The organism is Staphylococcus simiae (assembly GCF_002902085.1).
Taxonomy (GTDB): domain Bacteria; phylum Bacillota; class Bacilli; order Staphylococcales; family Staphylococcaceae; genus Staphylococcus; species Staphylococcus simiae.
In genome coordinates this window covers 1-210 of record NZ_PPQR01000123.1, presented here as the reverse complement: position 1 = coordinate 210, position 210 = coordinate 1, and the positions used below count along the sequence as shown (strand labels likewise).

General features: G+C 28.1%; 1 protein-coding gene. It reads left to right on the top strand.

What is annotated here, in order from left to right; all coding sequences use genetic code 11:
- Positions 1–210 (top strand): transposase (locus tag CD113_RS11570; RefSeq protein WP_142380912.1); only part of this gene is annotated, 210 nt, incomplete at both ends.

Genomic DNA, 210 nt, shown 5'->3' with positions numbered 1-210 from the left:
AAAAAAACTATTTCCAAACGCTAAAATTATTATCGATCGTTTCCATATTGTTCAACTATTAAATCGAGCTTTAAATAGTATTCGTGTAGCCGTTATGAACGTATTTAAAGACCTAAATAAACCACTATATAATAAATATAAGCGTTACTGGAAACTTGTACTTAAACCAACCGAAGACTTAGAATTGTATGAATATAATAAGGTACCTTT